This is a genomic window from Lysinibacillus sp. NPDC097214, from assembly GCF_050277945.1.
Lineage (GTDB): Bacteria > Bacillota > Bacilli > Bacillales_A > Planococcaceae > Lysinibacillus > Lysinibacillus xylanilyticus_B.
In genome coordinates this window covers 114,370-139,223 of sequence record NZ_JBNNSS010000009.1, presented here as the reverse complement: position 1 = coordinate 139,223, position 24,854 = coordinate 114,370, and the positions used below count along the sequence as shown (strand labels likewise).

Annotated in this window: 31 protein-coding genes and 1 pseudogene; 6 read left to right on the top strand and 26 right to left on the bottom strand. The window is 35.2% G+C overall.

Annotation, left to right across the window (positions count from 1 at the left end; translation table 11 throughout):
• Positions 1-555 precede the first annotated feature (555 nt).
• Positions 556-1,206: a FusB/FusC family EF-G-binding protein gene (locus tag ACQKMI_RS19330; protein ID WP_427491539.1), complete on the top strand. Its 651-nt coding sequence runs from the start codon at positions 556-558 to the stop codon at positions 1,204-1,206.
• A 138-nt stretch (positions 1,207-1,344) separates the two neighbouring features.
• Here ACQKMI_RS19330 and ACQKMI_RS19325 read toward each other — a convergent pair whose 3' ends face one another.
• The 4 genes from ACQKMI_RS19325 to ACQKMI_RS19310 form a co-directional block, all read right to left on the bottom strand.
• Positions 1,345-1,635 carry a GNAT family N-acetyltransferase gene (locus ACQKMI_RS19325; RefSeq protein ID WP_427491617.1) on the bottom strand — a complete coding sequence of 97 codons (291 nt, stop codon included), beginning with the start codon at positions 1,633-1,635 and terminating at the stop codon, positions 1,345-1,347.
• 532 nt (positions 1,636-2,167) lie between these two features.
• A complete protein-coding gene (locus tag ACQKMI_RS19320) occupies positions 2,168-2,659 on the bottom strand; it encodes a hypothetical protein (RefSeq protein WP_427491537.1) in 492 nt (163 codons plus the stop codon).
• A 393-nt stretch (positions 2,660-3,052) separates the two neighbouring features.
• Positions 3,053-3,652 carry a YpjP family protein gene (locus ACQKMI_RS19315; RefSeq protein ID WP_427491535.1) on the bottom strand — a complete coding sequence of 200 codons (600 nt, stop codon included), beginning with the start codon at positions 3,650-3,652 and terminating at the stop codon, positions 3,053-3,055.
• Between the two features lie 678 nt (positions 3,653-4,330).
• Positions 4,331-4,864 carry a hypothetical protein gene (locus ACQKMI_RS19310; RefSeq protein ID WP_427491533.1) on the bottom strand — a complete coding sequence of 178 codons (534 nt, stop codon included), beginning with the start codon at positions 4,862-4,864 and terminating at the stop codon, positions 4,331-4,333.
• A gap of 219 nt (positions 4,865-5,083) precedes the next feature.
• On the opposite strand from ACQKMI_RS19310, the gene ACQKMI_RS19305 reads away from it, so the two are divergent.
• Complete coding sequence (locus tag ACQKMI_RS19305; RefSeq protein WP_427491531.1) at positions 5,084-5,254, top strand: hypothetical protein; 171 nt, start codon at positions 5,084-5,086, stop codon at positions 5,252-5,254.
• Positions 5,255-5,382: 128 nt separating this feature from the next.
• Here the strand turns inward: ACQKMI_RS19305 and ACQKMI_RS19300 are convergent, their stop codons facing one another.
• Both ACQKMI_RS19300 and ACQKMI_RS19295 read right to left on the bottom strand, forming a co-directional pair.
• Positions 5,383-5,718: a hypothetical protein gene (locus tag ACQKMI_RS19300; protein ID WP_427491530.1), complete on the bottom strand. Its 336-nt coding sequence runs from the start codon at positions 5,716-5,718 to the stop codon at positions 5,383-5,385.
• Between the two features lie 27 nt (positions 5,719-5,745).
• Entirely contained in the window at positions 5,746-5,943 is a 198-nt protein-coding gene (locus ACQKMI_RS19295) for a hypothetical protein (RefSeq protein ID WP_427491528.1), read from the bottom strand.
• A gap of 76 nt (positions 5,944-6,019) precedes the next feature.
• On the opposite strand from ACQKMI_RS19295, the gene ACQKMI_RS19290 reads away from it, so the two are divergent.
• Entirely contained in the window at positions 6,020-6,241 is a 222-nt protein-coding gene (locus tag ACQKMI_RS19290) for a helix-turn-helix domain-containing protein (RefSeq protein WP_036162304.1), read from the top strand.
• Positions 6,242-6,329: 88 nt separating this feature from the next.
• On the opposite strand, the gene ACQKMI_RS19285 is transcribed toward ACQKMI_RS19290, so the two are convergent.
• The 12 genes from ACQKMI_RS19285 to ACQKMI_RS19230 all read right to left on the bottom strand — a co-directional run bounded on the left by ACQKMI_RS19285 (position 6,330) and on the right by ACQKMI_RS19230 (position 17,024).
• Positions 6,330-7,151: a hypothetical protein gene (locus ACQKMI_RS19285; protein ID WP_427491526.1), complete on the bottom strand. Its 822-nt coding sequence runs from the start codon at positions 7,149-7,151 to the stop codon at positions 6,330-6,332.
• Positions 7,152-7,249: 98 nt separating this feature from the next.
• Entirely contained in the window at positions 7,250-7,573 is a 324-nt protein-coding gene (locus ACQKMI_RS19280) for a phage head closure protein (protein ID WP_427491524.1), read from the bottom strand.
• Entirely contained in the window at positions 7,560-7,856 is a 297-nt protein-coding gene (locus ACQKMI_RS19275; RefSeq protein WP_427491522.1) for a head-tail connector protein, read from the bottom strand. Before ACQKMI_RS19275 ends, ACQKMI_RS19280 begins: the two co-directional genes overlap by 14 nt.
• A 62-nt stretch (positions 7,857-7,918) precedes the next feature.
• Positions 7,919-9,421 carry a phage major capsid protein gene (locus ACQKMI_RS19270; protein ID WP_427491521.1) on the bottom strand — a complete coding sequence of 501 codons (1,503 nt, stop codon included), beginning with the start codon at positions 9,419-9,421 and terminating at the stop codon, positions 7,919-7,921.
• The gene (locus ACQKMI_RS19265) at positions 9,418-10,530 is read right to left on the bottom strand and encodes a phage portal protein (protein ID WP_427491519.1); all 1,113 of its coding nucleotides are present in this window, start codon (positions 10,528-10,530) and stop codon (positions 9,418-9,420) included. The genes ACQKMI_RS19270 and ACQKMI_RS19265 overlap by 4 nt, the downstream gene beginning before the upstream one ends.
• 147 nt (positions 10,531-10,677) lie before the next feature.
• On the bottom strand, positions 10,678-12,390 hold the full coding sequence (locus ACQKMI_RS19260; RefSeq protein ID WP_427491517.1) for a terminase large subunit: 1,713 nt from the start codon (positions 12,388-12,390) through the stop codon (positions 10,678-10,680).
• Positions 12,383-12,847 carry a phage terminase small subunit P27 family gene (locus ACQKMI_RS19255; protein ID WP_427491515.1) on the bottom strand — a complete coding sequence of 155 codons (465 nt, stop codon included), beginning with the start codon at positions 12,845-12,847 and terminating at the stop codon, positions 12,383-12,385. The genes ACQKMI_RS19260 and ACQKMI_RS19255 overlap by 8 nt, the downstream gene beginning before the upstream one ends.
• 150 nt (positions 12,848-12,997) lie before the next feature.
• The gene (locus ACQKMI_RS19250) at positions 12,998-13,378 is read right to left on the bottom strand and encodes an HNH endonuclease (protein ID WP_427491513.1); all 381 of its coding nucleotides are present in this window, start codon (positions 13,376-13,378) and stop codon (positions 12,998-13,000) included.
• Positions 13,379-13,594: a hypothetical protein gene (locus ACQKMI_RS19245; RefSeq protein WP_427491511.1), complete on the bottom strand. Its 216-nt coding sequence runs from the start codon at positions 13,592-13,594 to the stop codon at positions 13,379-13,381.
• A gap of 439 nt (positions 13,595-14,033) precedes the next feature.
• Positions 14,034-16,454 carry a phage/plasmid primase, P4 family gene (locus ACQKMI_RS19240; protein WP_427491509.1) on the bottom strand — a complete coding sequence of 807 codons (2,421 nt, stop codon included), beginning with the start codon at positions 16,452-16,454 and terminating at the stop codon, positions 14,034-14,036.
• Positions 16,455-16,510: 56 nt separating this feature from the next.
• Positions 16,511-16,780: a hypothetical protein gene (locus ACQKMI_RS19235; protein WP_427491507.1), complete on the bottom strand. Its 270-nt coding sequence runs from the start codon at positions 16,778-16,780 to the stop codon at positions 16,511-16,513.
• Positions 16,761-17,024, bottom strand: a complete 264-nt coding sequence (locus tag ACQKMI_RS19230) for a helix-turn-helix domain-containing protein (RefSeq protein ID WP_427491505.1) — start codon at positions 17,022-17,024, stop codon at positions 16,761-16,763. Before ACQKMI_RS19230 ends, ACQKMI_RS19235 begins: the two co-directional genes overlap by 20 nt.
• A gap of 141 nt (positions 17,025-17,165) precedes the next feature.
• Between ACQKMI_RS19230 and ACQKMI_RS19225 the strand changes: the two genes are divergently transcribed.
• Together ACQKMI_RS19225 and ACQKMI_RS19220 are read left to right on the top strand one after the other, a co-directional pair.
• Positions 17,166-17,846 (top strand): helix-turn-helix domain-containing protein, encoded by a 681-nt coding sequence (locus ACQKMI_RS19225; protein ID WP_427491503.1) that lies wholly within the window; start codon positions 17,166-17,168, stop codon positions 17,844-17,846.
• Between the two features lie 58 nt (positions 17,847-17,904).
• Positions 17,905-19,107, top strand: a complete 1,203-nt coding sequence (locus ACQKMI_RS19220; RefSeq protein ID WP_427491501.1) for a tyrosine-type recombinase/integrase — start codon at positions 17,905-17,907, stop codon at positions 19,105-19,107.
• A 230-nt stretch (positions 19,108-19,337) separates the two neighbouring features.
• Here ACQKMI_RS19220 and ACQKMI_RS19215 read toward each other — a convergent pair whose 3' ends face one another.
• The 7 genes from ACQKMI_RS19215 to ACQKMI_RS19185 all read right to left on the bottom strand — a co-directional run bounded on the left by ACQKMI_RS19215 (position 19,338) and on the right by ACQKMI_RS19185 (position 23,838).
• Positions 19,338-19,997, bottom strand: a complete 660-nt coding sequence (locus ACQKMI_RS19215) for an AroM family protein (RefSeq protein WP_427491499.1) — start codon at positions 19,995-19,997, stop codon at positions 19,338-19,340.
• Positions 19,990-20,154, bottom strand: a complete 165-nt coding sequence (locus ACQKMI_RS19210; protein ID WP_427491497.1) for a hypothetical protein — start codon at positions 20,152-20,154, stop codon at positions 19,990-19,992. Before ACQKMI_RS19210 ends, ACQKMI_RS19215 begins: the two co-directional genes overlap by 8 nt.
• 343 nt (positions 20,155-20,497) lie before the next feature.
• Positions 20,498-20,713 (bottom strand): hypothetical protein, encoded by a 216-nt coding sequence (locus tag ACQKMI_RS19205; RefSeq protein ID WP_427491495.1) that lies wholly within the window; start codon positions 20,711-20,713, stop codon positions 20,498-20,500.
• A gap of 333 nt (positions 20,714-21,046) precedes the next feature.
• Positions 21,047-21,808: an ANT(4')-I family aminoglycoside nucleotidyltransferase gene (locus ACQKMI_RS19200; RefSeq protein ID WP_427491493.1), complete on the bottom strand. Its 762-nt coding sequence runs from the start codon at positions 21,806-21,808 to the stop codon at positions 21,047-21,049.
• Positions 21,809-21,919: 111 nt separating this feature from the next.
• The gene (locus ACQKMI_RS19195) at positions 21,920-22,441 is read right to left on the bottom strand and encodes a hypothetical protein (RefSeq protein WP_427491491.1); all 522 of its coding nucleotides are present in this window, start codon (positions 22,439-22,441) and stop codon (positions 21,920-21,922) included.
• Positions 22,442-22,615: 174 nt separating this feature from the next.
• Positions 22,616-23,419 carry a class I SAM-dependent methyltransferase gene (locus tag ACQKMI_RS19190; protein WP_427491489.1) on the bottom strand — a complete coding sequence of 268 codons (804 nt, stop codon included), beginning with the start codon at positions 23,417-23,419 and terminating at the stop codon, positions 22,616-22,618.
• Positions 23,407-23,838, bottom strand: coding sequence for a BrxA/BrxB family bacilliredoxin (locus ACQKMI_RS19185; RefSeq protein ID WP_079560990.1), 432 nt, complete (start codon positions 23,836-23,838; stop codon positions 23,407-23,409). Before ACQKMI_RS19185 ends, ACQKMI_RS19190 begins: the two co-directional genes overlap by 13 nt.
• Positions 23,839-24,079: 241 nt before the next feature.
• On the opposite strand from ACQKMI_RS19185, the gene ACQKMI_RS19180 reads away from it, so the two are divergent.
• Complete coding sequence (locus ACQKMI_RS19180; RefSeq protein ID WP_427491487.1) at positions 24,080-24,511, top strand: hypothetical protein; 432 nt, start codon at positions 24,080-24,082, stop codon at positions 24,509-24,511.
• 33 nt (positions 24,512-24,544) lie between these two features.
• Here the strand turns inward: ACQKMI_RS19180 and ACQKMI_RS19175 are convergent.
• Positions 24,545-24,769, bottom strand: a pseudogene (locus tag ACQKMI_RS19175) (IS1595 family transposase); the annotation flags it as partial.
• Positions 24,770-24,854: the final 85 nt, after the last annotated feature.

The window sequence follows — 24,854 nt, the reverse complement described above, 5'->3', positions numbered from 1 at the left end:
TCCCCCTTTCAAAAATTCAAGTTCATCACCATATCGTGGGGGTCGATTTCCGTTCCGACTGGGCGCTTTCCTGGGGGCGTCCGATGAGCCGCTTCACTCGCGATGCTCGCTCCAGGGTCTCGGGCCAACACGATGTTGGTCACGAAGGTGTTATCACAGGATGTGATGGTTTTAGCCTTCGTTCCTCTAATCGCTATTCCCCAAGGAGTCGCCCAGTCTCCACTCCAATCAACCTATTTACATGACAGTTTTTTATCAAAATGTCATAGATAACTTCGGGTGATGAACAAATATTAAACTATTATACCAAATATTACATATAAAAATAAGTGAATTTTCTAACTTTATTTAATTCCTAAAAAATGTTATAATAAGGATAGTTTTCTTTTCAAGGAGGAATCGAAATGGACGCATTCTTTTGTAATGCTTGCTCTAGACCAAACACTTTACAGGTCAAAGAGGTCTAGAAAAGTTAACGCATATAACATAGATTGAAGGATCTCTTTAGGCCAGTAACCTTTAATAAAAAAGCCTACTATTCAGGAGTGAATTCAAATGGAAAAACAAACAATTCAGCCGTTTTTAACGGTCGCGAACTATCATTTACTTGAGCAGCAAATGAAAAAAATTATACAAACACTTGCAACGACAAAGGATAAAAACGTTATCCTTGCCGTACATGGTATTGTTGAAAGCGAAATTACAGCTAAATTATCGCTCTCCACTGCGGAAACTCAGCTAATTGAACAGCTTTTTAATGTGACAGATCGTGCACAGGGTGAAGTGTATTTAGAGCAATTAAAACCATACGTAATCCCATTCAAAGCAGTTACTGCTAGCACAGTGAAGAGCCTTTTTAAAAAGGAAAAAAAGATCAAGCTACCGAAGCTTGAAGAAATGGATTTTCAGCAAATTTGTTATTTAGCTTGGGATGATCCTGGTACACATCGAAAATATGTCGTACTGGAACAAGATGAACAGCTAAAAGCAATTAAAGGAACTTTCTCTAACAATACAATTAAAGGAATATGTGCACTATGTAACCGCCATTCTGATGTTGGCCTATTTACAACGTCTGTAAAAGGGCAAGTCGTTGGAACGTTCACGAATTATAGTAATTACATTTGCGCAGATAGCCAAACATGCAATCGACATGTAACGGATATAGAAAAAACAAAAGCGTTTTTCGAGCGTATCACTCAGTAATAAAAATAAGCCTTCTCCATTACGGGGAAGGCTTTTTGGATAGACTTTATTCATATCAATGCTGATTTAGATTTACTATTATAATCAATGCAACAAGGATGACAAAGCCAAGCAATCAATAATACCTCGACTTAAGTTTTAATTGAGAGTGAGTATAAACTCCTGTACGTCTCTGTTGCGTGCATTGGAAAAACCTTTGTCCTCACCTGTAATCGTGAATCCACATCTCTTTAAAACCCTAAGAGATCCTACATTGTCTTTAGCAGCACGAGCATAAAGGGGACGTATTGTAACATGTATTAGAAAATCCTGTAAAGCTTTGGTTGCGATCTCTTTTCCCCAATATTCATTTCCAATCCAATAGCTAACTTCTGATTCTCCGAACTGCTCAAAGCATAGAACATATCCAACTACGTTATTTTCGACTATAATCGTTTGCTTAATAATATCTTGATTTGTAAGAATTTTGTTCTAGAGTATAATGAAGCTATCCCAATTGTTGGGGTCCTTACTAGTAAAGGTAGCCAAATAGTTGGCTTCAAAGTTTTGTTGATGCTCAAAAAAATAGGAAGATCATCTTCAACTACATTTCGAAGTATAAGATTTCGATTACTCATCATACTCCCCCTTTTATTTTTATGTTCCACATTACAAAACATACATTTCTTTTTCAACACCAAAAATTCTTTAATGACGGTCCCTTATTCTTTAATTTCGACTTCTAAGACTATGTAACCACTCTTCTCCCTACCATATAATTTAGAAATATATTATTCAAAGTAATACCTTTCTACATCAAACTTTCGACTGAAAGATTAAATTTCCACCAAATACTTACTTCTGTTTTTCTAGTTTATCTCTTACTATTTTCACTAGCTAATCATCAATAAATGAAACCGAGCTCGGTGCTTCTATCGCAACTCTTGCTCGGTTTATGATTTTTTTATATAATCTAACGTCCCTAAAGGATAACCTTCATATCACCATAATGGAATACCATGGAAGGATCTGCAACAGAGAGGCCAGGATTTGTAGGACTAGTAAGGCCTGATCCCCCAACCACTTCGATTTCAAGTTTTCCAAGTAATGGACGTTCTCCTACTAAATAATCGCCTGTAGATTTAACATGAAGTATTCCATTTACAAGAGAACTAATATCGAATTCCAATCGAGTACAACTCCTTGGAGGTATAACAGTTGACGGAAGACCTTCTAGAAAAGGTTTTTCTTTCTGATTAGTTATAAAAGGAAGTGTTATCCCTTCAGTTGAAAGCTGTAAAGAAGGGCAATATTCAATCACAACATTAGCCTCTAGTGGTTTGCTTGTAGGATTTTTAATAAGAATCACAAGTCGATTATTAGGCTGTCCAAATGCAGCATCCAATGGAACGAGAAATGGTCCTGTGGTAATCGTATACTTTCTATTTTGACTTGTTGATGTTTGGTTTGACAAAGAATCACCCCCTAATAAAAAATATAACTTTCTGTATATTTTATTAAACTAAAAAAACAAATGTATAGACGGTTGTAGAAAGAGCACCACTTTATTCTTGTGTGTAAATATAGTGGATGGGAGCTTGCTTCTTAAATTTATATACTATTGAAACAGATGAAGCACACTTATCTAATCTTATGGATGAAATTATCAATCTGAGTTCCTTTAAAGATTCTGAGGAAATCAAAAAAAACATGAAATTGGGGCACTTTTTGGGGCACTCGCCTTTTTTCTCTCTCCCCCACCCATATAAGGTATAAATATAATTACTTAGCCAATCAGTATAAACGTTGATTTATCAATGTTTACAAACAAAAAACACTCGTATTTTAAACGAGTGTTTCGTGATTTTTAAGACAACCACTTCGGAGGTGTGTTTTTCTCCCAGTATATATCCCCTAAGTTATTGTGTGCCATAAAGTCGTCCTCAGCACTGTGGTAGTGGAAGTTGTAATAATAGCCATCCTGTGGTCTTTTTTCTGTACGAACATGGAAGCGAATTAAATCCATGCCTGTTTCATTGCTAGTAATATTAAAAATTTTCTCACCATAGTTACCACTTGGCTTCTCTGAAATTGTTAACGATGCTAATGATGCATCGTCTAAGCCTTCTACTGTCATTGCAATGGCTTCCTCCATTTTAGGGAAGATAATAGAGTCAAATTCATTGCTAATTTTCGGGCCAATTTTTGTGCCGAATTTCACATAGGACTGCTCTTTCGCCGCATCAACGAGCAATGTACTGTAGTCAATAGGGTCTTCTTGTATTTCTGTTTGTTCTATCGGAATAGCAGCCGCTTCTGCAGTGCTTGTCCCAGATGATGGTCCGATAGATGCACGATTTGACGGATTATGATCAAATGCTTCCCATATTTCATGTGTTGGCGTAATTAATCCAAATGTTAAAAACGCAACCATAATAACGATACTTTTTTGAACCCATTTCTTCATTAATATACACCTTCTCTTTATGTACAAATTGGTAATTCTATTACTAATATATACGCATAAGCCCTATAAAAGGTTTCATAATTTTAAAATTCATTGTACAATATTTATGTATAAAGTAAAAACTTCACATCCTGGGAAAACGCTTGTATGACCATCATCCTGTTGCCCCAAACTAATTAATAGGGCATTTACTCGCAGTATGCAGGATAAATGTGTCGTTTTTTAAAAGGAGGTACAAAACATGAGCATGGATATCACAATGGGTATTGGTCTTTTATTAATGTTAGGTTATTTATCATCTTTATGCTTCACGGACTAATAAAATTACTTTGTAAAGAGCAATAATTAATTCCCACAAAGCCTACTACATCAATATTCTGTAGGCTTTTTATTTTTTATCAACAATGCATATAAACACTTTAAATAACATTAAATTGGGGCTAATTTTCGAGGCTGATTTGGGGCTAATTGGGGCTAAATTCAGGACTTATTATTAACGCTTTGGTGGGCATGTTTGTATAGATGAAATAATTAGATTGGGGCTATTAAACTTCAATCTTTTTTTGTTGATCAAATCTAAGTAATAAACGCCCTCCACAATAATCTGTGGAAGACATAAGAAAAGCACCCTCAGTCGGAGAGTGCGAATGTTAAATGAACTTTCAGGTTATATACTTATTACCGAAATATCACTTGGTTATTCATCTTATTTAAAAACGTTATTGCTTTATTAAAGGTGGTTAAAACATTTTTACCTTTAAGATACTTTCTATAATTTAGGACTTGATTAATATGCTCTTCGTCATCTGGACAATTTACCCATATTGCTGGTGTTGAAGGATCTTTTATTTTTAAATTGGAGCCTTTTATAAAATCATTCGTTCCTTCAAAGCTAAAGAGGTTCACATAGCTCATGTTATGCTTTGATGCATTGTATGCATGTTTCAATCCATATAGTTCACCTGCACCATCCTTTTTAGGTTGCTTTTTACGCAAATAGGATGTTTCATTGTTTTTACATTGCCATTCATCATTAGCATTCACCCAAAATAAGAGTTCACAAATTGATGCATTTACATCAAAAACTTTTTGATTAAACTGTTCATCATTTTTTGTTCTATTTATATCGCTTTCTAACCTATTATACGCCCTCCTTAATCCACTTTGGATAGTTCCGATTCTTAATCTTTTTTCTAACTCTATCTCACTCATAATATTCACTTCCCTTTTCATCTACTCAATTCGACAAAAAGGAATCATTTACCTTTAACATTTTTTTGCTCATTTTAGTATTGAAGAGTTACAGCACATTTTGAAACATTCCTTTATCTATATTCTATCAATTATATCAAAATGCTATCATTGTCTTTTTCTGTAGAATGGGTTTTGATATTAAAGTAATGAAAAATATGAAAGAAGGAGGATACAAATATGAAAGAGATAATCATCACTTGTGATACGTGTGAAAACCAATACTTTGGTGAATACTATGACTCTAAAGAAAAAAAGGGTCAATACGGTAAATATTTGGAAGAAACGTATCAAGCGCAATGCACTGTTTGTGACGAACCGGTTTTTACTACACGTAATGTTAAATTGTAATATACTGAGCTCTCGGCTTAAACCGGGAGCTCTTTTTTACCACTGAATTCCTGACCATAAAACTCTCAGCTGAAAATTCAGCTCACAATATATACTTAATTTTGAGCAGAGCGCAATTTTGCTCTCAACTACACACTTTGAACTTCTGATTCACTAATTACAGTATCATACAATTCTTGTGCGTGAATGTTAAGGGTTTTTACTTCTTCTGACATTTCCTTGTATAACGGAAATAAAGCCATATCAATTAGACGCACTGTATCTCGTATTTCATCAATTGCACAACACGCCATTCCTGGATTTCTATCCCAACCTTTATGTGTAATCTCGTCAATTCTATCCATTAAGCGAGCTACAGCACCCTGTACTACCTCCAATTGAATCATCTGTGCAGATAAAATATATGCATTGCTACTATTCTCATGTGCGACTGTTCTTAAAGTGTATTGTGTTTGTTGTTGCATGTTCTCATTCCCCTTTTCATCTATGTTTTATTTAGTTGCTACCGCATTTAAAAGTAATTGTTTATTGTGATCTGACATGACACGCCATTCTTTAGCTGTAACTTTCATTTTCTCTCTCCTTTCTAGATATCGGCTATTTCTAGTCCATTCACCGACTAACCTTTGATGGTCTTCAAATAGATTTGTACTAACTTCATTGTACTTTTTACTAACTTCATTGTACATACTAGTTAATATTTAGTCAATAGTAATTATGAAAAAATACCAACTTCATTGTATAATTGAATTAGGAGGGATTATATTGATAAAAATTACATTGGATAGAATAATGTTTGAAAGAAAAATTAAAGTTCCACAATTAGTGGAGAAAAGTGGATTAAATAAAAATACTTTATATGCGTTGCAAAAGAATGAGGTAACACGAATTGATCTAAATACTATAGAAGCGTTATGTATCGCTTTAGATTGCGACATCTCTGATTTAATAGAATACACACCAAATAAAAAAGAGGACGCCCAATAATTCGGGTGTCCTTCAGCTATAATAAAAAGCAACCACTTTTTTTGTAGTTGCTTAGTTAAATATAAATAGTCTTCTTATAAAGTATATTTTATAAAATACTCAGCATAGTTTCTGCAGCCGCTTGACCCCATCTTGGATCGCTTACTACAGTAGTAAAAACTTTTAAAGCCGCGTTCTCTCCAATCTCATATACTTTTCCAGCCAATTCTTTCAACCTACTTGGAGAAGGTTCTGTTTTACCCATTTCAATTTGTACTTCACTAGCCAATAATTTTAATTCACTTTTTTGTGGATCTGTAAAATCTTCTACGCCTTCAATTTTTTCAATCAGTTCTTTAGAAAAAGTATTATTGGATACTGTTTGTTGAATATCTTTACCCAAAGCTAAATTACTGCCTTGATGAGCAATAATAGAACCGTGATTTATTAATTGAAAAGATGCTTCTGTTATTACTTCTTTACCATCAACTTCATATTCTAATAAATCATTTAGTATATAAGTCAATTCTAATAATTGAGGTCTTGCAATATCATACATAAACTCTTGTATGTTATCCTCAAATCTTTGATGTCTATAGATGGCATGGGTATATTTTTCAAAGACTATTTCTCCTGTTGAAACTTTTCCAAATATCTGAATCAAATATGCAATTCTACCATTTACATCAGTTGGCAATCTTACCTCATCAATCCGAAAACCATTTTGTCTATAATGAATTTCGTCAAAATCAACTTTAATTTCCTTAAAGGGTTTAATTATCGATTCGATAATTGGATTTGAAATTGATAGTTCATTAAAGTGATTTATTTTGGATTGGTATGTGGCATAACTTGTTGTTAATAACTCATTTACTGCTGTATCTAGACTTCTAATAGCTACTTTCGCTTCTCTTTGAGTATAATTCCGCACATTATTCACTCCTTCCACAATAAATATAATATCATGGTAACAAGTGGAATTACTAGAGTGATAGTTCCATATTATTTACAATCTATTTTAGGAGGTTTTTATAAACCTAATTTAGTTCTACCTATAATGGTAAGTGTTTTATTCCTCATATTATCATTGACGATTTCATCTATATCATAGCGTTGCCCTTGATATTCAATAATCATATTGCTACGGATTGTTGGATTGTACCGCATGATGAAACGGAAAGTATTCTTTTGAAACTCCGTACCGGCTGTTTGAATATCTTCTCCTTTTGAGGTGCGAATATCAGCCCAAAACGAACCGATTTCTTTAATCACTTCAATCTCTTGTAATAGTTCATCTACTTCAATAGTTACTTCTAAAATCCGAATACGATGTCTATAATTACTCGCCAGCATAGTATTTACCTCGCATTTGTTGAAGTAACGCCTGTACGGTTGTTGGAATGTGTTCCTTTGGTGCTTCAAAACGCCCTTCATACCAATGTTGTGTCAATAGGCTAACTGCCCAATCATACTGCTTATATCCCTCTATAACACCATTTGTGCTGGTACTATCAATAGCATCTTTCACGTATTGCTTGGCTGTTTCAAGTAGTGCCATAATTATTTCATCATCATAATCTTGATCTACACGCAAAGATAATTTAATGTTTGCTAATGTTGCCGTTACTAAGTTCATATCATTCCTACCTTTCTATAAAAATAGGGATAGACATAACGCCCATCCCTTTATGAATCAAATTAAGCTGGTGTAATTTCAATATAACGTGCTGCGTCTGCATCAATTACTTGATAGTCATTACGAACAATAACTGCCAGACCTTGACTGTAGTAATCGAATTGTTCCCATTGCGTAGTAACTTGGTTTCTGCGTGCTACAAAAATGGCTTGTGCAATATCTCCCATAATCATTGGATATGTGCCGGCTTTTGGAGAAGGCAGTAATTTGTTTGATACTACTACCACAGGATTACCGAATAATGAATAACCACTTGGTGCTGTTACATCTGGTTGAAGGATATAACGCCCATCTGCATCTTTTAATGTATCCAAATGGTTAAATGAATCTTGGTTGACGATTGTTGTTTTGCTAAGTGCTGGATCTAGTGTAACATTACTCACTTTTTTCAAGTCATCTAATCCTGTACCTGTTACTTTCGTGAAGGCTTTTAATTTTGCAATGATATTCGCATTGTCTGTGTTCTCCACCAGCTTTTCAAGTTGGGCCTTTACCTCTGCCACAATGTCAACGGCTGAATCTTCTACCACTTCATTTGAGAGTGCAATTTTACCAGCGCGCGTTTCAACTTTATATTCAACTGGTGTAAACATTTCGGCTTCCACATCTGAAATTAAAGCTAATTCTGCTTTTGTTGCAAGTGTCGCTTCTTGATTTGTTGCTACTGGATATTTACCTTGACCGTTTGAAACTTCTTTTACTGTAGCGTATTGTGCTAGGTTGTAGCGTTGACGTTTAAGGTCGAATACTTCACCAATAACATCTTTCGGAATGACTACATCTGCATTCACTGTTGTTAAACCATCTCGTACTTGCCCTTGCGAACGAATATATTGTTCGAATGAACGTGTTTCAGTTTTTTCATTATTTAATAGTGTTTTAGCCATATTATCTACCTCTTTCGTATTGTTGTTTTGGTTTACCCATGCTTCATATGAGCGTGTATTAACTTGCACATTGCTTTCGTTATAAGCTGGAATCGTAACAATTGAAATTTCATGTAACGCATTCATTTTTTCAATGCTACGTGTAACAATTCCGTCCTCTTTTTTATCAAATGAATCTATACCAATTTCGAAACCGAATGACATTGAATCCACAATGCCAGCTTCGATGTTTTTGTAAATATCGCTTGCATAGGTTGTGTCTTGTAACGTTGCTTCAAAATGAAGCCCGATTTCATCAACCTCTAACTTTAACGTCCCAGCCTTTACGCTTGCTAAGGGCTTACCGTAATCATGACCATGTAGCATAATTACATTTGAGAGATCCACTTCTTTAAGTGCTTCGGGTGTGATTACTTCCACAAAGCCTCCTAAATCCTTAGAAGGTGTGCCAAATTTTATAGCGTAACCGCTAATCACTTTTTCTTCTTGCGTTGTATCGTCTGATTTTGTATCATCATTTTGAGCGTTTTCTGAATCTGCTTCTCCTGTTTGTGCTTTGGTCGGTGCTTCCAGGTCTGCATTTTCAGTTAAACGCTTTTCTTTTTCTTCAGTTGTCATAGACTTACCCCACTTTCGACTTTATTTTTTTCTATTAATCTATCGCCATTTTCAATAGGATCAAGACCGATTTTCTTACGTGCTTCATTAATTGTCATAATGGACGTTTCCACTGCCTTCACCGCATTTTCAAATGTGGTTTGTGCATCGCTATTGAAACGGTCTACATTGAAGGTAATCTCTACACCTAATTTGTTGTATAACTCACCTTCAAACGCTTTTAAATAGTGCGTTAATGTGTTTTGTAAATACATTTTGTTGGATTGTTCTGTATTACTATGATTTGCTTCCACACCTAAACGATCTGTAGAAAGCCCATATACTTTAGCAATTTGTTTGGTTGTCCAATCGTTAGAATTGACTAATTTAAGGATCTCAGTATTAATCTGAATTGGTGTATATTCAAATGTTTCATCCAATACAATTGTTTTGAGCGCGTTGTCTGTGCTGCCATTCGCTTCATCGAATTTTTTTCGAATAGCTTCTTTAGCTGTTGCATCTAAATCGGATTTTTTTACCTTTAAAATACCGCCACCATTAACCCCTCGATTAAAGAAACCAGACAATAGTTTGTTGCCACTATCCTGTAATTTCAACTCACCATTTAAAGCGTATAGTGGACTTACCCCGACTAATCCATCTGTAGTGAAGTGCTTGAAGTGAAGAATATCCTCGCTATCAAGTTTGTACTGCTTGCCATCATCTGTAGTTGTTTCGTAAACAATACTGCCATTGTCGAGTTGTTTAACACTTACACTATTGCTTAATTGGTGAATCGCTATTACTTTTCCACTTGAATCTCGTTCGATTTCCGCAAAAGCATTACCATTCAATAAAACATTGGCTGCTATACTAAAGAAGAAATGCCAGCTATCTGTATAAGTGTTAGGCATGTTATTCAATAACTTGACGATTTTCCCATTCCCCATAAGCTCACTAGAAGCAATATCACCAGCAAGTATTTTTACCGCAGCGAAAATATCGCTATTTCTCAATGCCCTAACGCTTGTATATTGGATTGTTGCATCATCTGACGTTAAGCTAACTAGATGGTCTAGAAAAGGCTCTGAACGTGCGTGTACAGTGTTTAAACTTTTAAAGAAACTCATTTATCTTTCCACCCCCTTTCAATTAAGAGAGCAATAATTACAATGAATATGCCAGTGGTTAAAAGTGTGTAGCCAATATTCGTTAAAATCTGTACTGCTGCCACAATAAATGCTATGCCTAGCAATAATAAAACGGTGTGTAAATGACTAAAAACTAAAGTTTTCAGAAACGTAAAACTCATTATTCGCTTTCGCCCCCTCTATATCTTCAAAATGGAACATAGCTTGTGTGTATGCGTTCATCAATGCAGCTATCGGATCAATACGTTCGCTATTTCGATTCTTATTAATAATGACACCATTATTATCAATTTTTAAAATCGCATTATTGACCGCATATGTTAGTAACTTATTTTTGGAATGAATAATATTCCCATCATATAACTGCTCTCTAAATGTCCTGGTCGGTGTGTTTAATGTGAATACACCTTGCCGGACTTCTACCAATGGAAGATGTTCTTTTTCTAACTTGGTAATCAATGTGTTAGCGTTCCATTTGTCGTAGCATATCGCTTGTACATTCAATTCGTTATCTTGGATAAATTGCATGATCCAATTGAAAATATCCTCGTAGTCGATAATTCCACTCGCTAACTTTGTGATGGAACATTCACCTTCTTGTTCAAGTGCTACATAGTTAATGCCATCTCGTTTAATTTTTTGTGTTAATCCATACTTTGTACCAACCCATGAATGACTATCACAATATAGTTGTCCTGTTTCAATCAACGGAACACACCAGCTTACAGATGTTAAATCGTTTGTTTTCGAAAGGTCGATACCTAAATAAATGTCACGCCCTCGTATATCCGGTTGTGTTTCTGCTTCTCCAGCTTTCCAATCTTCCACACTGATATAAGAATCCTCGCTTGCTTGCATCCACATGTTAAAATTTTTCACCAATACCGCATTTAAGTTATTTTGTTTGAGTGCGATTTGAACATCATCACGAATAGCTGGTAACATCGTTCGTTTAATTTCCTCATGCTCGAAAATAGGATTGGCCGCAATGTATTTGCTTTCATCTTCAATCCAATCTTTTGAATCCATTTCCCATATCGCAATGAAATAACGGTCTGCATTTTCTTTGCCGTCTAGCACTTGAGAAAGTAACTCATAATCTTCATACATTGGTACATTCACGTTTAGTCCAGCAGTTGACACAATTGCAAGTAAGCCGTTTTCCTCTTGTGCCATACCAGATTTGAGAACGTTATATACACGCCTGTCCTTCTGTTCGTGGTATTCGTCAATAATGACGGTTGTTCCAGCGTAGCCATCAAGAGTAGATGTATCGCTCGCTAATGCCATTGCGAAGCTATTAGAAGATAGATCACGTATTTCAGAATTTAATATTTTTAATCGGTGGCGCATAAATTCCGACTGTTTCACTATTTTATTTAGGCTATTTTTCATCATGTTATAGCCCAATTTCGCTTGTTTGAGTGCATTTGATACGAATAAAATCTGTCTACCTTCTGCTGGTTGCTGTTCCATTAATAAAGCGTTGGCAGCCATGCCTGAAACTAAATAGGTTTTACCATTTTTACGTGACATGGAAATGAATGCACGATTGTAACGCCTGTTTTCTGTTCCTTTTTCACGCCAGCCATATAACTCTGAAAGAATCCATTTTTGAAAAAGTAGCATTTCAATCTTTGAACCATCTGTAGAAGGTAATAATTCAATGAAAGCAATTGCTTTATTTGCTTGTTGCTCGTTGAAATAATAAGGGAAGTCGTCATTTTGTGAACGCTCCAAATCACGTTTAAAACGCTCACACGCCTGTTTTATTTTCTCCCCACCAAATATTTCACCCGAAAGGATTTTATCCGCATATTCAAGTGCAAAATTAGTCACTGCCTAACAAACTTTCGAATGGATCTACAGGCTTTTCTTTTACTTTATTGAGTGCTAGTTTCATTCGGGAATCTAAACTCATGCCCAATGAATTTGCTAACATTCGCATATCTTTCATCGCTTGAGATTGCACTCTAACCGATGGATTAGGCTTTTCGGTATCGGCTAGTATCACACCACGTTTATTAATATCGTTCTGACAATCTATAATTGTCCCAACCGCTGCACAGTAAGAAGTGATTAGAGAATAATCTAATTCTGAAATAGGTATGTCACTTTGTAGTAGAGGCACAACCCGATTCCATTCATTTAGCGCCTCACCTGTCAAAAATGTTGGAGGCTGTGTATTCAAGTCGGGATATTCAAATAATTCTTCTCGCATAGCTTCACGATCTAACCGCTCGGCTTTGGAAATGTGCGCCTTTGTTGGCTCAATCAATTTGATTTTTTTCCCCATTCTTCCAACCTCCTGTTCTATTAAGAGTATAACACATTTAACTTACTATTAATAATCTGATTACTAAAAATAACTTTATAAAAGGCATTTTATGCGAAGAAAGGACTCCTCAACGGTCCTCACGTCCACAGAATTAGCCCCCCTCTTTTTTTATAGAAGGGAACGTTTCATCTGCTCTCGCTTTGTCTTAATCGCATGATGATGATGGCATAAGCTGCGTAAATTTGTTTCATCTAACCGCCTTGACCAATCATCTTTAATCTCCACAATATGGTCTGTTACGTCCGCTTTTACCGCTAGTCCTAGCTGGATACATTCCTCGCATATAGGATGGGATAGGCGGTAACGAAATGATAGGTTTTCCCAGCTTTTGCTTTTGTAAAATCGTCTGTATTGCCCATCCTTTTCCATACGCTCTGCATAGGATTCTTGTTTGCGTTGTGTGCGTGGCTTGTGGCTCTCACAATAGTGCTGGTCATAATCAATTAATGTTCTGCATCTAGAATGATTGCATTGTCTTTGTGGTCTCAATTAGAAGTTCATTCCACTTAAAAACTGAATACTACCTTCAACATCGAATGTTTCTTCGATTGTCATGTATGGACTTGTGATTGTAACTACTATTCCATTGTTGTAATTTACTTTTGCTAATTTGCTTTCTTCATTAAAGTTGATATATTCCACATCGTTATGTCCTTCTGCTACTTTTCGTAGCTTCTCACCATCAAAGTAAGTTAGTTTTTTCATTGTGTGTTCCTCCTAGCTATATAGTTGTAATGCTTTGTCAAATGACTGTATACATAGATCACTATGAATGAATTGATATAACCTTCCTATTAATTGTCATAGGTTCACCTCCTTTCAAACTTTCACAATTTATATTGGTATGTTGAACTTTGTAACTGAAATTAACTGTACTTGTAACCGAACTACTTTTTTGAGTTACACGAACAAACCTCACTGCAACAAGGGGTGCGATTATTTTTGTAACTGTAACCGTAATTTTCACTTCTTTTTTTATATTTAATAGAAACATATATTAATAACTAGTTTTTAATTTTTAAAAGTTAATAGATTTACGGTTACAGAGTTACAAAGTATTTCAAACCTTACTGCCACAAGGGAAATGCATGTAACTGAAAGATTTTTTTCGGTTACATATTTCAGTTACAGTTACAAATTCCAGTTATACAACTTTCAGTTTTTCGTTTTTATATGTTTTCTGTGGCTTGCTTTTATCTGGGAAACCGATACCCATATAATCTAAGTCACCTATTTTGTTTAATTCTGTCCAATCAAAACGCTTCAATCCATCTATCCATTCATCTGTTAGCTGCATTTTGAATTGTTTGTGGAATTTTCTATCTGAAATATATTTATAGCCATTTTCATTACAAAAACGCTTGTACATTTCGTAAACAATTGTTTTAGGAACTTCATTTAACTTCCATTCATCAAAAATGTTGATTTTAAAATCAAGAATTGGATCGTTGTCCTGTTTAAATTCTTCCAATTCAATTTTTGATACAGACGGAATATCAAATTTCTCGAAATCCAGATTAATAGCTTTGTGGAGAACATATTGTAAAACTTCTTCATTTTTAATGTACTCATCTTTAATTTTGAAGTTTTCAAAAGCCCCATTAAAGTCTGCGTTAAATGGAACTATCACAATTCGTCGAATAGTACCGTTAGTTTTGTTTTTAAACTTAGGCATACCATTTGTTGATTGGATAACGCTGCAACGAAAAACTGTACTATAAATTGGTTTATTTTTTTGCTCAACTATTACTCGATCTCCAGTAACTACGCTATTGAAATTGGATGAATCATCAATATAAACATTCGCTGGTACATCGTCACCAATAACAGCTGTTTTACCTTCTAACAAACTCATCTTGAAACGCTCGTCAAATTCATTCACTTTTAATGCAGCAATATTTTGCACACCTATTAAATTTGTAATGAGTTCTTGAAATGTACCTTTACCGTTGTTTCCTTCGCCTAGCAAGAATATAGATTTTTTGCGAGTGAAATTCCCATTTAACGAATCGTTTAATACTTGCCATAATAAATTGACAATTTCCGCATCTCCACAAGCAATAGAATCTAGCCAATTCTCGACATCCCAACCATCAATTACTGGGTTTGTTGCGCCAACAACATAAGAAGTTGCAATTTTTGCAGTGAAAACATAATTAGAACTAAACGATTCTAATGTTTTTGTTTTAAGGTTAAATACACCATTTTTTACTGGTATCAAAAATCTGCTTGCTGTTCTTTCTTTCACCTGTGCTTGGTTCGTTAAGTGATAAATTACTTCATTCGCTTTCGCTTCATTGAAAGTAGGCTCTAACCAGCTAATTACACGCTTGATTAATGTCGTATTATTTGTGTACGTTCCTTCTGTTGGCTGGTACATAGCGAGCCTTGTATTTTCCTCTAAATCGAATAATACAAACGAAATATATTCTTGTAATACGATTGCACATCGAATAGGTAAAATCGTACTCGGCTTCTTACCTTTTCCACCAGCTGTTTCCCATGCCTTTATAGCGCTTTCCAATTCTTTGAAACGTCTCTCACCTAATAATTTTTGAAGATCTACTTTAGGAGAATCTTTGTAACTTACAGAAGATTGACTATCATTATCATGCTTTTTGTAGTTCGAAATAGTTTTCTTTTTACTTGCAGCAGCTTTTAATAACGATATTTCTCCATACGTCATTTCTCCAGTTCGCCTATCCCACTTATCACGTATAAGACCACTATTTCTAAACATCCTATCCATCTTTACAAAATCTTTATCGCAATAATAAGCTAGCTCTTGGCACAAATAATAATCTGTGCTGGAATGGTCTCCATTACGAATTAACTCACCTTTATACATAGCGAGAATATCTTTACCTGTTTTAGAATCTGCAAACATTTTCTGCCATGTCGCTGTATCTTCTTCAAAATTAAAAGGTTCGGCATTGAGAGTAGTTTCCGTATATTGTGCCAATTGTTCTTTTGTAAAGTAATCATCAATGATTGTTGAAATTTCATCTGTACGCTCTTGAATCTCATTTTCGTTTTCTAAACGTCCAGTGAACGTAAAATACCGCCCAAAACTATATATTTCAACACCATAACTTTCATTTTTAAAGCCTGTTTGCGTTACATACTCCGGTAAAGTGCCTTTCACAATGATATGAACACCTGTAGCACTTGGACTAAACTCTGTATATGAATCTAGTAAGTCTATTAATTTTTCTGCAGTTCCATTGAACTTACCATTGATAAAACACTTATCAATATCAATACCCATGTAGCAATCGTTTTGAGAAAACATAAAACCGATCCCGCTATAACGACCACTCCTTGCGGCTTTTACGACATTTTCAAACGTATCCCATGTATTTGGATCATTTGATTTCGCGTAGTCTCCATTAGATTGATACGGTACTTTGGTCTTTTTGCCACCTCGTATTTCGTATTTCCAAACAACCCAATTTTTAAGTTGTTGCAATTCTAGCGGAATATTGTAATAAGAATCCGATTTTATTTCTGGAAGAATGAATTCTTGAGTATTTGTTGCTTGTTCCATATATTCACCTACTTTCATTGTTGCGCTAATCCCTGTTGTATTTTGCTCACCAAAAGCGTTATTTTATATTTTTACTACCACTCACCGAAGATTTCTTCGATTACTTCAAAAGCCTTGTCTGCTCTCCAGATACGTTTACGGTTCTTCTGAATTTGAATTGCTCGCATCCGATAATCACTAAATATGTGTTCTTCTAAAAATCTCACAGAAAGACAACATAACTCTGCTATCTTATTTGCATCGCAAAACCATAATTGACTAACTACCGCTGCATCTACTTGTTTTTTTATTTCTTCTTTGACTAATTTCTCATCAACAACCACTTCAATTCTCGCTGGAATCATTCCACATCCCCCTCGACGGTAGTTCATCTACCAGTGAAACTAAAAAAAAATCACCTATATTCTTTTGTAGACCTGTAGAAATTCTTTTAGCAGTAGCAGCCGATGGATTTCTTTTTCCGTTTATCACTTGCGATAAAAAAGAATGAGAAAGCCCTATTTCCTTAGAAAAACCTCTAATACTAAGCCCATTCAATGCAATTGTCATTTTTAATTCAGTAGGATTTTTCAAGACGAACTTTAACATTTCATCCACCTCCTTTATCAACATAGTATATCAATAATGGTAGTTCGTCAACCATCATCAACCGCCACGAACCACTTTCATTTGACTAGCAACCATTTTAAAAGTAAGCTATAAAAAAGAATACTGATACGAGGTGAAAATATGAAAAATGAAACTTTTGGAGAAGTTATTCGAGAGGCTAGAAAATTGAAGGGAATCTCTTTAAGAGAAATGGCGAGTACAATTGGGATTTCTCACCCTTATTTATCACAATTAGAAACTGGACGAAATAATAATCCTTCCATTGAAATTATATTAAGTTTATCAAGAGAGCTCGATTTATCATTTTCTTACCTTGTCCATCTATCTGATGTTGATATAGGTACTGACTTGGATATTTCAGACAACATAATGAAAGTATTAAAACTTCTAAAACCCAGTGATTATGAAAATTGGAATACATTCGAGGAATTCAAGCAAGTTTTTTCAGAGAAAAACTATTTACCGATTTTAAATAATACTGATGAAATCGAAGCAAGTGAAGAATTAATACACAATTTTTATGAAATAGTTCAGAAATTCAAAAAAATAGAACAAAACACTGTTAATAGCGCTGTTATCCAACAAGCTTTAGCAATGGATGAAACAACAAGCACTGAAAAAGAGGCTGAAAAACGTCTTAAAAGATGGCAAGGTATCGACAACTATAATAGAGATATACAAACGGCCATATACTTGAATCCAAATAACGAAGGCAAGTATTACTTCTTTAAGGAAGGCATTGAAATTCCAGAAGAAACGCAAGAAAAGTTACGATTAATAATTAAAACCATTCTCGATTAAATCTAATCTCATCCCTACACACATGCTCACCAAAAGCGATGAAGGGAATGTAATTAAATTGGAATTAGTTAAATCAACGAAAGAAAAAGAAGTCTATTCTTACCTCAATAATAAAGGTGAAAAATTGTGGATGTTCCGGCACAAGTATCATGATGGATTAACAGGTAAACGGAAAGAGAAGAAAAAAAGTGGTTTTAAAACAGAAAAAGCAGCTATTCAAGCCCTTCTTGAAGTGAAGGCTCAAACACTGCGTGGTGAAACGAAACTTATAGAAAATGATAACATAACTATATCGCAATGGCTTGATACTTGGCTTGAAATGAATAAAAATAAGTGGAAAGTTACCACAATGAAGCAACGTGAATTAACAGTTAAAAACCATTTAAAGCCACTACTTGGTCACTTTAAACTTCAAAAGCTAGACCGAATAACGTACCAAAAAGTATTTATTGATAAAATAGAGCAAAAATTTAAACCTGGTACCGTTAATTTGTTCCACTCAATTTTTAAAATTGCTATTAATGCAGCTGTTGAAGAGGAATTACTTGCGCGTAATCGCTTCACGAAAGTTGTTATTAAGAACGAAGCTGAATTGACGAAAGAAACGAATAACTTTTTAACAATTGAGGAGTTAAATGAATTCCTTGAAGTAGCAAAAAGGTATGAAAACATTACAAATTATACTTTTTTATTAGTAGCCGTCTATACAGGTATGCGAAAAGGTGAGGCTTGCGGCTTACAATGGCGAAATATAGACTTCAAAAACAACACGATTACTATTGAACGTACACGAGATGAAAAAGGTACACGCACACCTAAAACTAAAAATAGTTACCGGAAAATCTTAGTTGATAATCTTGTGATTGACCAACTCAAAAAATATCAAATATGGTGTAAACAAATTTTATTGAAGCATGGTAAGTCTTTTGACGATCAGCTATTTATATTTATCACTGAATTCAATAATCCATTACATGGTATGGCGATCCATAAATTGTTTAGAGATACTATGTTCAAGGCTGGTATATTAAACGATGATGGCGAGCCTAAAATTACTTTTCATGGTTTACGTCATACTCATGCCACGATTTTACTGAATGGTGGACAAAACGTAAAGGTGATTGCTGAACGTTTAGGCAATACCCCAGCAATGATTTACCAAATTTACGGTCATGTAATGAAAGAGTTGGAAGAACAGACAATGGAAGTGTTCAGCAAAAGTTTAGAAATCAGAACTGGGGCTAAAAGTGGGGCTAATTAATTTATAAAGTCGTGTAAATATTGATATATCAATACTTTCATCATTTATTTAATGTTACACGGACTAATACAATTCCTTATTACGAAGAAAGTCCGCTACCTCGCGGACTTTTCTACTTTGTTTTTTTGGGCACTTTCTTTATTACGAAAGGAACAAATTTTCGCAAATTGATAAAGCCCTTAGACTAAAAATTTATTTACAGTCAATAACGATCCTTCTTATTTCTTACTTTATAAGTATTCAAGCACGATTCCCGCTACTAATGTACGCGGTAAAATGGTTAAAATACCACTCTCTTTTCGCACTACCTCCCTATGTTCTTCATTGTATCCCATACAATCCAACACAATTAGATCCACTCGGTAATCTCGAAGATAATGGGCTGCTTCTTCAAAGTTGCCATAATCATATGGAGAAGCGACAGCAATCGTGATATCATCTGAAATATCTTCCCACTTTTTAAGCATAGTACTTCTCTGTTCTTCTAGTGGAATAATTAAACCTATCCTCGGTTGATCGGCCATCGCACTAATCATTTTTGTGACGATTCGATTCGGATAAAAAATGGGCTTTTCACATGTTAAAATCGGAAAATCATCAGTGCTTAATACGATAACCATATCCACCTCTTGTTCTAACTTTGATAATTCCATTTGTAACAATGGTAGTAGTTTTCTTCTATCAATAATTATGGATCTGCCATCTCGTAATCGCGAAATAGATGTGTTCTTTTCATTTCTCGCTAAAACTGTTAGTAATTCCACTTCGTTTAAGGAATCCAACGCTCCTCTTTCCACAATATTAATATCTTTATTAAATATTTCTATAAATGTTGGTGTAATGTCTGAACGAGGCGATTGACCGATTGTCAAAAAACCAACTTTATTCATTTGTAGTCACCCCTAAAGTTTGTAGATATGTCATCGAACCATATAGTTTATTAAAAAACTTACATTCATCTCTATCAGAAAACTTAGTTGCATCCTCAAATAGTTGTTCCAATTCTAAATGATTGAATATCATCAATAATGTCTGCTTTAACCTCATAGCTATTCCTCCACATTTTTCTCCTATTGCGAAGACATTTAGGTAGTACATTTTTACGTTGCGTAAAAATAAAAATATTCCGAATTTAAACCGCATGAAATTAACATATTACGAACAAATACTCATTGGTAGCAATCTCATTGTAACATTTGCACTACGTCAATATCGAAAAGAACTACAAGTAATTCTAGAGTAAAATTATTAATAAACATTGTTACACAGGTTCAAATATATTGAAACAATTATTTGAATAAATAATCAAAAAGAACTATAACAGATGTGACAACCGGGAATTTATTACATAAAAAAGAGTAGACATAGTCTGTCTACTTCTGAAGGCTCTTCAATATATTTGTTCGATGATTCTATCCATCATTTTGGCTGTCCTATCCACGGTTTTGGCCTTTCTATCCATCACTTTGGCTGTTCTATCCACGACTTCGGCCTTTCTATCCATCATTTGGCCTTTTGTATTCGCAGCTTTAGCTTTTCTATCCATCACTTCAGCTGTTCTATCCGTCGCTTCAGAAATATTCGATCTTCCCAGTAAATTGGACAAGGGGCAGCCTCGCTATTGCGAAGCCACCCCTTTAGTATTTAATAGGTAACATGTTTCGTAAATTGTAAAGTCTCAACCCAATCATCTGGGGAATATTATATTGAAACGTATATGTTTCATCACCGCGGTAAAATTCCACCTGTGTGCCTTCTAACTTAAGCAACGCAAACCCAACCTTCTTTTGCGTCCTTGCAGCCCCAAAGCATGCGCCAGTGTGAATAAGTATCTTCAAAAACAAAAAGCAGAATTCCAGATTACGTAAATATGCCACCTAAAATAGCACGATTCATATTATAGCACATAGTTTTTTAAAAGTAAAGATTCCATTTCAAGTTACCAAGGTATAACCGTTGAACATTCAATTTGATACCCTTGTTGAGCAGACCACTTAAGTAAAGACTCCCAATAGTTCTCGCAAATCGCAATAATTTGTTTTGGGTCAGAGAGATTACCGGACATCACCAACTCGCATAAAACCTCATATCCCTCAGGCTTATCTGTAAACGACAATGCTTCAGATAATACTTGAGCAGAAGTTGTAAAAAATTGCTTATTGTGTAATCCTAAAATCATCGCACCTGCTGTAGCAATTTCCATCGCCAAAATCGGTAAAAATGTTTGAGGACCTTGTATTTCAATATTTCTCATTTTGCCAATATACTCGTACATTTCTTCCACTAAAGTTCGACAGATTGCTTCTTTAATTATCGAGCCATCTACTGAGCTAGCTTTTGCTTTTAGTTCAGAGAAAAAATCCTTCGGGTCATAAATAGGTAAAATGTTAAAAAATTGTCCATGCGTTAATGGCCATATTTCGTCAACTGTAGTCGCTTCTTCGATAATATGTTCTGCGCTGTCAAAGTTCACTTCTGCCTTCCAATCTCCGGCTGTCCATTCATAGCAAAAGCCCTCATCTAAAGCGTTTAAAATACATTTTATTTCTATATCTGAAAATGGTCCATCTGTTTTTCGGGCTAATGAACCGTAAACCCCAATTGCTTGTACCTTGGAACCATATCTTTCTAAAACTTGATTGGCAATTGTATGTGCAATTTCCATTCTTTCTTCTCTCGTTATTCTATTCGGACCAATCATATTTATCTCTCCTTGTGAATGAATAGTTTAAATGAGCTATATAATTGGCCGTGGAGGACCACGAGCTTAACGAGGAATTTTGTCTGCCTTCATGTGCAAAATCCCCTTTCCTTAATGGACACTCTGCTTTCTTTTTTCCAATAAATCAAAGATTCTGTCTATATCCATTTCAAACATAACAGAATCGTGTAATAATGGCGCAAAGTAATATGTAACTTTTTCTTCTCCGTATTCTTTCTCTAACCGCAACCACTTTTCAGTTGGTAGTAAACAAAAAGCCAACGTATCTCCTCCAAGTGAATCCATGTACCAACGGATTTGATATTTCGGAGCAATAAAGTCCTGCACAGCTTTCAAAGTTGTGTCCCTATCCGTTCTTTCTACATCATATGGGACCGCTTTCTTCACTTCATCTTTAATTAAGAAAATATCAACACACCTCGGCTTATCATTTTCAACTATTTCTACATTTATTTTATCTTCATCAAGTAAGTAGTCGTTAAAATATTCAACAATAGATTCGTCAAAATCTTTCCAATCCACCCAAACTAATGCTTCGCTATCCCAAAAGCTTTCTTCTTCCGCTGATGGGTTTTTCAAAAATAGCTCGATTTTCTCCTCTATTTGGCACATACAATATCCCCCTCAAATTTGATTGAATCAAAGATCTTTCATTTTCAAAAATTCAAGTAAAAGGCACTAGAACACTCCAATTTAAAAAATCTAACACTGCTTTATATTACCATATTTTGAAATTCAGATAAAAAAATAGAGGCCCGTTCACAATGAACAAGCCTCTTGAAACACTCAATCTTTACTTCCTTCAACATCTAGAACACCATAATGAAACTTCGCAGTTGTTCTTGTTAATTGCTGAAATTGATATTTGGCAAACCATTCTGAGCGAAAATGAGCCTTTAACACTACCCGTTTTCTCGCCACGCGATTCGCCTCCCTTACCCATTCATCCGTTAATGTCACATGTTCCCCAGCTAAGCGTAATGCTTCAAAATTATTGGCTTCTTCAATAACTTCTTCAAACATCGGATCCATATAGACGACATCAAACGTATTGTCCGGCAAAGTTTTCAAATAACTAATTGCCTCAGCTTGCACCACTTCTATATGGCGCATACATGCTGTTAACGGTAGCTCTGTCGTATCATAGGATTTCATCCCCTGTTCAACAATAAATGCTACATTCGGATTCGCTTCGAGCCCAACGACTTGCCCCGCTTCACCAACTGTATAAGCTGCCAGCATAGCATCGGCTGCAAGTCCCAATGTACAATCAAGGACCGAATCTCCTTTTGCAAGCTGTGCCGCTTCTAAAAACGGCTCCGTTTCCCCACGAGCAACACGCTTTAAGCGAAACGCTGCAGAATTCGGATGGAAGAAAAACGGCTCATTGGCACCAAAAGCATAATACTCAAAACGATTTTTCCCAGCAACGATTACATGTGCATGCAATTCCTGTGAAATCTTCCGAACAGAACGCTTTTTTCTTGGCTCAAACGAAGCATCTAATTGTTCACACGCAAAAGCAGCGAGCGCCAACGATAAATCGTCTGGTCTGCCCGCTGTCGTAACAATGGTCTTTACTTCTCGCATGTTTGCTCTAAAACACCTGTTAAATGTGTAACAATTTGCTCCACAGGGAAGCCTTCAATTTGTTCACGTGGAATAAAGTATGCCAATTCCCCATCCTTTAAAATCGCCATTGAAGGTGAACTTGGTGGTACATCCTCAAAAAAGCCACGCATCGCAACAGTCGCTTCAGGATCCTGACCCGCAAAAACAGTCACAAGATGATCAGGCTTAACCGCCTCCACTGCCTCACGAGCAGCCGGACGCGCCAACCCAGCCGCACATCCACAAACCGAGTTAATCACAACCAACGAAGTCCCCTTCGCCTCCGCCATAAATTCATTTACTGCATCAGCCGTCGTAAGCTCCGTAAATCCAGCCTCCACTAACTCCTCGCGCATTGGCTTCACTACCTGTTTCATATATTCATCGTAAGCATTCATGCTTTTACCCTCTTTCATATGTATTCGCAAAGGTTATTATAGCAAGGTTTTTTGTCATTGTATAATGATTCGATTTCACTGTTATTCACTTACATTCGGAATATTGGTTGCTTGGGTCGCTTTTTATTTTTGCCTGTTTTCTAAAAGATTGTTGCTTTATTAAGATATGATATAATAAAAAGGAATAATTTAGGATTTCCCTACATAACTAACGTCTTATTATATAAAGGGAGAGATATCATTGAAAAATTTAAAATATTTAATTGCTTTTATTGGGATAATTTCAATTTTTATAGCAGGTTGTTCAAACTCATTAGAAAATGAAGAGCAAAATATAGATGTTCAAAAGCGGATTGGTGATGATTATTATTATGAAGATTTCAAAGAAATTACTAATACTGAACAAGTTAAAAATGTGAAAGAACTAATAGGCGATATCAATTGGGAACATGCAAAAGTAGATATGGTACGCCCTGCTGATTACAGATTTTCATTTCTATTTAAAAATCCTGAAATAGAAGCAAAAGCGGTGTTATATGAACTTTGGATAAGCCCAAATAAAGATAAAGCGGAACTCGTAATAGACTCCGAAAGTAAATATATTCAATTAGACAAGAATAAATCAGCAAAACTATTTGAAATACTTACTGGTGAAAAATTATCTGAACAGTAATAATAAGTTTGACCTCGAATTAGAGGTCTTTTATTATGCGATTTTAAGCAGTTCAACCGTAATATGATTTGATTTTTGACACGCTGAAATAAGCATTTGTCCAACACGCTTATTAAATGCTAAATCCATACCTAATTCGAGCTAACGGAACCAATAGAGGTATTTGTTCAAATAATAAGTTCCCACACCTTGAAAACGTTTCATCCACCCTTTTAAGCGATGATGGAAGTTATTAACGTGTTGTATATGGAATATCCCCTACCTTATAAGAACTAAATAAACTATTAAAAAAATCCTATATCATTTTAATTACATCATCCTTATTGTTAAAAAATTCATACCC